This window comes from uncultured Holdemanella sp. (assembly GCF_958348295.1).
Lineage (GTDB): Bacteria > Bacillota_I > Bacilli_A > Erysipelotrichales > Erysipelotrichaceae > Holdemanella.
Genome location: NZ_CATVYQ010000067.1, coordinates 1 through 7,440, shown reverse-complemented (window position 1 = coordinate 7,440; position 7,440 = coordinate 1). Strand labels below are relative to the sequence as shown.

At 35.9% G+C, this 7,440-nt stretch carries 8 protein-coding genes; 4 read left to right on the top strand and 4 right to left on the bottom strand.

Annotation, left to right across the window (positions count from 1 at the left end):
* The 4 genes from Q3907_RS09940 to Q3907_RS09925 all read right to left on the bottom strand — a co-directional run.
* On the bottom strand, positions 1–496 hold a 496-nt coding region (locus Q3907_RS09940), incomplete at its 3' end, for a sugar kinase (protein ID WP_301898165.1).
* 2 nt (positions 497–498) lie between these two features.
* Entirely contained in the window at positions 499–1,134 is a 636-nt protein-coding gene (locus Q3907_RS09935; protein WP_301898164.1) for a bifunctional 4-hydroxy-2-oxoglutarate aldolase/2-dehydro-3-deoxy-phosphogluconate aldolase, read from the bottom strand.
* 13 nt (positions 1,135–1,147) lie between these two features.
* Positions 1,148–2,641, bottom strand: coding sequence for a tagaturonate reductase (locus tag Q3907_RS09930; RefSeq protein ID WP_301898163.1), 1,494 nt, complete (start codon positions 2,639–2,641; stop codon positions 1,148–1,150).
* Positions 2,642–2,662: 21 nt separating this feature from the next.
* Entirely contained in the window at positions 2,663–4,147 is a 1,485-nt protein-coding gene (locus Q3907_RS09925; RefSeq protein WP_301898162.1) for a UxaA family hydrolase, read from the bottom strand.
* A 287-nt stretch (positions 4,148–4,434) separates the two neighbouring features.
* Here Q3907_RS09925 and Q3907_RS09920 point away from each other — a divergent pair, with 287 nt between their 5' ends.
* The 4 genes from Q3907_RS09920 to Q3907_RS09905 form a co-directional block, all read left to right on the top strand.
* Complete coding sequence (locus tag Q3907_RS09920) at positions 4,435–5,430, top strand: LacI family DNA-binding transcriptional regulator (protein ID WP_301898161.1); 996 nt, start codon at positions 4,435–4,437, stop codon at positions 5,428–5,430.
* A 17-nt stretch (positions 5,431–5,447) separates the two neighbouring features.
* Positions 5,448–6,473: a TRAP transporter substrate-binding protein gene (locus Q3907_RS09915; RefSeq protein ID WP_301898160.1), complete on the top strand. Its 1,026-nt coding sequence runs from the start codon at positions 5,448–5,450 to the stop codon at positions 6,471–6,473.
* A 1-nt stretch (position 6,474) separates the two neighbouring features.
* A complete protein-coding gene (locus tag Q3907_RS09910) occupies positions 6,475–6,948 on the top strand; it encodes a TRAP transporter small permease (RefSeq protein ID WP_301898159.1) in 474 nt (157 codons plus the stop codon).
* Between the two features lie 2 nt (positions 6,949–6,950).
* Positions 6,951–7,440 (top strand): TRAP transporter large permease subunit (locus Q3907_RS09905; RefSeq protein ID WP_301898158.1); only part of this gene is annotated, 490 nt, incomplete at its 3' end.

Here is a 7,440-nt window from a genome sequence, read left to right as displayed (position 1 = left end):
AGCTGTATCTAAATATGTTGAGGATACAGTAAGAAGTGCTTTGAAGTATTGTAAGTTCTGCTACATTGTCACATAAAGCTGGTGTAATCCCTGTAATATGGAACCAAGCACAGTCTTTAAAGATTTCATCCCAGTTAAAATCCGCACTTGTAGCTGTATAGATACTAGAGCCTGCACGATCATAGATAACTTTACTAGGACGTTGGCTAGCCCCTTTTTCTAAGTAGTAGATACCGATACGGTCTCCACCACGAGCAATATAAGATGTATCTACACCATATTTGCGTAATGAATTGATGGCACATTGGCCAATTTCATGATTTGGAAGACGAGTTACGTATTTTGCATCAAAACCATAGTTAGCTAAAGAAACCGCAACATTGGCTTCTCCACCACCATAAGTTGCACCAAAAGTATCGGCTTGTACAAAGCGATAATATCCTTCGGGTGCTAAACGCAACATAATCTCTCCAAAAGTGACTACTTTTTGTTTCATAATTAGCGAACCTCCTTAAGTTTAGCTACAGCCTCTTTAGTCATAGCTTCTACCTTATCAAATTCACCATTCTTGATTAAATCACCTTTAACCATCCAGCTACCACCAATAGCTAAGATACGATCATATTCTAAGTAGTCTTTCATATTGTTCGCATTGATTCCACCTGTAGGAATGAATTTCATTTGTGTATATGGAGCGGCAATGGATTTGATCATTTTTAATCCACCAGCTGCTTCAGCAGGGAAAAATTTAACAACATCCAAGCCTAAACGGTAACATTTTTGTACATCACTTGGTGTACATGTTCCTGGAGTAACAGGTACATTCTTTTCGATACAATGTTTTACAACATCTTCATCAAAGCCTGGACTGATGATAAATTGAGCTCCAGCTTCTAATGCTTCATCTACTTGTTCAACAGTTAATACAGTTCCAGCTCCTACTAACATTTCAGGAAATTCTTTACGCATGATGGCAATCGATTCCTTGGCAGCTGCTGTTCTGAATGTAACTTCAGCACAAGGTAAACCACCAGCACATAAAGCTTGTGCCAATGGTTTTGCGTCTTTTGTCTCTTCTAATACAACGACTGGTAAAATACCAATCTTTGAAATTTCTTCTAATACTTTATTCATTGATTAACCCCTCTTATAAACATTCTTTCATGACTTCATAAGTGCCTTTTTCTTCAATTTCAGTTAAAGTTTTAACTACTGCTTCTTCAAAACCAGCAATTTGAGTTAAGTCTTGACCCCAGAATGAAGTGTTTGTACATACCGCATGAACTAAATCTTTTACAGAATCGTCTTTGTGGTTATAGTAGAATTCTAGAATGTCACGATCATCACTGATTGTGTAAGTATTTCCTGCAGGACGTTTCGCTACTAAACCGGCATCAGTAAGTTCATATCCTCTATAGAATTGAATGTAGAACGCAAAACTTGTTGTGATGCATTTTGGAAGCTTTTGGTATTCATCGATATACCCTAAGAAACTAGGCATAACACGTGCTTTCCATTTAGATGTTGAGTTTAATGAAATGCTCATTAATTCATGATCAACAAATGGGTTATTGAAACGATCGGATACGGCTTTCGCAAAGTTTAATAAGTCGTTTTTATCTAAAGTAAGAGTTGGGATGACTTCATCATATAACATCTTATTCATAAATCCTTTGATGACATCATCATGCATACAGTCACGAACAATGTTTTGACCAGCTAAATATGCACCTAGTACAAATCCAGTGTGTGCACCATTTAAGATACGTACTTTTCTCTTTTTGTATGGTGACATATCTGGAGTTACGAATACTTTGTCGATTAGACCTGCTTTTTTGAATGGTAATACATCATTCAATTTTTCGTCTCCTTCAATGACCCATAAACCGAATACTTCGCCAACATCAGTTAATGGATCTGAATAGTGATTTTCTTCTTCTAGACAAGCTACTTCTTGTGGATCGCGGATACGACCTGGGACGATACGATCTACTAAGGAACCGCAGAATGTGCATTCTTCATTGACATATTTTTTGAATCCTTCTTCAAGATTCCATTGTTCAATATATTGGTTCACGCACTTTAATAATTCTTTACCATTGTTGTCAATCAACTCGCAAGCTAACATCAAGATGCCTGGTTTGTTGTTTTTGTAGCGGTGGTATAAAACTTGCGTTAATTTACCAGGAAAACTTGCGGCTGGCTTATCTTCAAATTGACATGAAGGATCATAGTGGATTCCAGCTTCTGTTGTGTTTGAAACGATGATTTCTAGATCGTCGCTTGCGGCAACTTTCATCATTTCGTTAAATCCTTCTTCTTGGTACGGATTTAAACAACGACTGACACTTGAAATAATTCTTTTATCATCAACTTTTTCTCCGTTTACACTACCTCTTAAGTGCAATGTGTATAATCCATCTTGTTCGTTGATCATTTCGGCAAGACCTGGAGCAATAGGTTGAACTAGACAACATTTACCATTCCAATCTGCTTTTTCATTTGCCAAATCAAACCAATAATCTACGAATGCTCTTAAGAAGTTTCCTTCACCAAATTGAAGGACTTTTTCTTTGGCATCTTTTAATAGATAACCATCATACCCTACGTTTTCTAGGGCTTTGTAACTTAATTTTTCCATGTTATGATTGTTCCTTTCCCGTTAAAGAGTAACGCCCTGTTTAAATATAGCCATGTCATGGAAACCGGCTTCTTCACTTTTTACTTTTTTGCCGCTTGCGACACTTAATACATATTCAAATAAATCATTGGATAAAGTATCTAAGCTTACACCTTCCACTAATTCACCACAGTTGAAATCAATCCAATTTTTCTTATTTGAATACAATCTAGAGTTACTTGAAATCTTAACTGTAGGTACTGGACTGGCAAAAGGAGTGCCTCTTCCTGTTGTAAATAATACGATATGAGCTCCACTTGCAGCTAATGCGGTTGCGGCAACTAAATCATTGCCTGGAGCACTTAATAAATTTAAGCCTTTGTTCTTTACACATTGTCCATATTGTAAAACACCAACGACTTTAGCTTTACCAGACTTTTGTGTACAACCCAAAGACTTGTCTTCCAAAGTTGAGATTCCACCCTTTTTGTTTCCTGGAGAAGGGTTTTCATAAATCGTTTGATTATGCGATTTAAAGTATTCTTTAAAATTATTGATCAAATCCACGGTTTCATTAAATAATTCCTTGTTTTCACAACGATTCATTAAAATAGTTTCAGCACCAAACATTTCTGGTACTTCGGTTAAGATGGTTGTTCCACCTTTTGAAATCAATAAATCAGAAAAGCCTCCTACTGTAGGGTTGGCACTAATTCCAGATAAGCCATCTGAACCACCACACTTCATACCAATGATCAATTCACTCGCATCAATTTCTTCTCTTTTGTCTTGACTTACAACATCGGCTAAATCAGCGATGATATCTAGAGAATCTTGAATTTCATCTTCATGTTCTTGGGCAACCAAGAATTTTACACGTTCTGGATCATAATCATTTAAATAGTTCTTTAAAACATCAATATTTGAATTTTCACAACCCAATCCTAGAACTAATACGCCACCTGCATTGGGATGTTGAATTAAATCGGCAAGAATTGTACGAGTGTTTTCTTGGTCATCACCCATTTGAGAACATCCATATGGATGCGTAAACGTACAAATGGCTTCTACATTACCCTTTACATATTTCTGGGCTTGTCTTTCGATAGACGTGGCAACATTGTTCATGCAGCCAACGGTAGGGATGATCCAAATTTCATTACGAACACCAACTTTACCGTTCTTTCTGCGATAACCCATGAATGTTCGTTTTTCACTAGGTTCTAGTTCTTGCACATTACGATGATAAGAATAAGTTAATAAATCATTTAAGCCAGTTTTCATATTGTGTGTATGAATCCAGCTTCCTTGCTCGATATCTTCCTTTGCGATACCAATAGGATATCCATATTTAATAATAGGTTGATCTTTTTTAATATCTTTCAACGCAAATTTATGTCCTTGGGCAATATCTTCAATAAGTGTAACCTCTTGTCCATCGACATTACATACCGTCCCTTTTTCTAAAGGACATAGTGCAACAGCTACCAAGTCATCCGAATGAATTTTTATATACTTTTGCACCATTTCTACCTCCTGTCTATAGTTCAAATGTTTGATGTAAGTACTTACACAGAATAACCCTGTTTTTTGAATAAATCAATAGGAAAATTTAAAAAACTTACAAATAAGTATGTTTCACTCTTGTTTTTTGGTAAAATAGAGAAGAAGATGAATAAACCCCTTAAATACAAGCGTGAAAACGATTCCAAAAAGAACTTGACTTATGAAATGTGAACGACTACAATAAAAAACGTGATGTAAGTACTTACAATTCTCAATGTAAAGAAATGGGGTTGAGGAGTGAAACAAATATGAACATTTATGACATTGCCAAATTATCAGGCGTATCCATTGCAACAGTATCGCGTGTAATCAATAATAGTCCTAAAGTCTCAGATAAGACAAAAAAGAAAGTCTGGGACGTTATGAATGAGTATGATTACACACCCAATGTATTTGCCCGAGGATTAGGTTTGAATTCGGTTAAAACGGTTGGACTTGTTTGTCCGGATGTATCCGATCGTTACATGGCGAGTGCAATTGCGTATTTAGAAAAGAATTTACGCAAGTATGGATATGACTCAATTTTGATGTGTAGTGGCTTTGATTATGAAGGAAAAGTAGAAGCTGTAAAAATATTATTGGATCGAAGAATCGATGCGATGATATTAGTTGGTTCACATTATGCAGGGGACTGCGGACAGAATGATATTCAATATCTTAAAGATGCTGCTCAAAAAGTTCCTGTCGTACTTATGAATGGTTACGTTCGAGTACCAGGTGTATATTGTGTTTTAACAGATAATTATAAAGCGGTTTATGATACTGTATGTAATCTAATCGAAGTTGGAAGAAAGAAAATTGTGTTTTTGTATGATGCCAATTCGTACAGCACAACGAAAAAATTAGAGGGATATCAAGATGCACTGATTGATAATGGTTTAAAGGTGCAGGAAGAATACAAGGTGTTTATGCCAAATAACGTATTGAAGGCAAGAGATTTACTGGCAAAGAAAAAGTTGGATTTTGATGCCGTCATTGCCAGTGATGATGCGATGGCTGTTGGTGCACTTAAATATGTGCATCAAATCAATAAGTCAATTCCTGAAGATGTCAATATCGTTGGATTCAACAACTCAGAACTATGTGTTTGTTGCTATCCGGAAATGAGTTCTATTGATTCACAAGAAGAAGAGTTAAGTGAAATTGCGGTTGATTCGCTTATTAAAGTTCTTGCGGGAAAATCAGTTCGACAAAAAATGGAGATTCCATGTAAATTTATTAAGCGTAATACAACACAGTTCTAAACATTAGGAGGATTACTGTGAAGTTGATAAAAAAAGTACTTGGAGCGCTTATATGTCTTGTGTTTATGCTAAGTGCAACAGGTTGTTCTTCAGTTACAAATGGTAAGCGTATCGTTCGTGTTGCGACAATGCAGTCGGAAACGCACCCGGAGTATCTGGGATTATTAAAATTTAAAGAATACGTTGAACAAGAATTAGGGGATAAATATGAAGTACAAATTTTCCCTAACGAAATTTTAGGTGCTGCCCAAAAAGCTATCGAGTTAACGCAAACAGGAGCTATTGATTTTACAATTGTTGGTACAGCAAACCTAGAAACATTTGCGAGTGTATATGAAATTTTCTCTATGCCATACTTATTTACTTCAGAAGATGCATATCATGAAGTTATGAATGATACGGACTATATGAATAAGATCTTCTCAAGTACAGATGAACAAGGTTTTAGAGCTTTAACTTGGTATAATGCAGGAACGCGTAACTTCTATGCGAAAAAAGAAATTGATTCACCAGAAGATATGAAAGGATTAAAAATCCGTGTTCAACAAAGCCCTGCAAGTGTTGCGATGTGTCAGGCATTTGGTGCTGCAGCCAGTCCAATGAGTTTTGGTGAAGTTTATACGGCTATTCAACAAGGTGTCATTGATGGTGCTGAAAATAACGAATTAGCATTAACTTCAAACAAGCATGGTGAAGTTGCGAAATATTTCTCTTACAACAAGCACCAGATGATTCCAGACTTGTTGATTGGAAACTTGAGTTTCTTGAATGGTTTATCTAAAGAAGAAAGAAAAGTATTCTATAAGGCGGCTGAATTATCAAATGAAGAAGAATGTAAACAATGGGATGTGCAAGTTAAAGAAGCTAAGGAGGTAGCACAAGAACAAATGGGTGTTAAATTCATTGATGTCGATGTTTTAGCTTTCCAAAAGAAGGTAAAGGGTGTTCAAGAAACTATCTTAAAGGATAATACACAGGCAAAACCTATTTATGATCATATTCAAAAAGTAAACAAAAAATATGAAGGCAAGGATGGTGAATAATATGGAAAAATTAAGAAACGCAATCAACACTATTCTTGGATGGGCATGTGTATTCGTATTTGCCGTAATGGTAGTCGTAGGTACATATCAAATCGTAGTTCGTTACTTCTTTAATAATCCAAGTACAGTATCTGAAGAATTATTAACTTACAGTTTTACATGGATGGCCTTGCTTTCAACAGCTTTAGTATTTGGTAAAAGAGATCACATGCGTATGGGGTTCTTGGCTGATAAAGTAACAGGACAAAAAAAGAAAGTATTGGAAATTGTTATTGAATTATTAATTATTTTATTCGCCCTTGTCGTTATGGTATATGGTGGAATTTCTATCATGAAATTAACAATGACTCAAATCACAGCGTCATTAGGCGTAAGTATGGGATTGATCTATACAATCATTCCTTTATCAGGCATTCTAATTGTCATTTATGGCATTATGAATATTATTGATTTGGCGAAAGGAAAGGGTGAATAAGCATGAGTTTATCAGTTTTATCAGGATTAATTATTTTAGTATTGTTAGTGATTATGCTTATTGCAGGCGTTCCCATTGCCGCAGCATTAGGAATTAGTAGTGTTTGTGCAATCTTACCAGTTATGGATTTAAATGTAGCCGTAGTTACAGGCGCACAAAGAATTTTCTCAGGAATCAGTGTATTTAGTTTGTTGGCCATTCCATTCTTTATTCTTGCAGGAAACATTATGAATAAAGGTGGTATTGCGATTCGTTTGATCAACTTAGCTAAAATTGTTACTGGAAGAACACCAGGTGGTTTAGCTCAGACAAATATTTTGGCAAATGCTTTATTTGGAGCTATTTCAGGTTCAGGTACTGCTGCCGCAAGTGCTATGGGATCTATCATTGGTCCAATTGAAAAAGATGAGGGATATGATCCTAACTTCTCGGCTGCAGCCAATATTGCCACTGCGCCTACTGGATTATTGATTCCACCATCAAATGTAATGA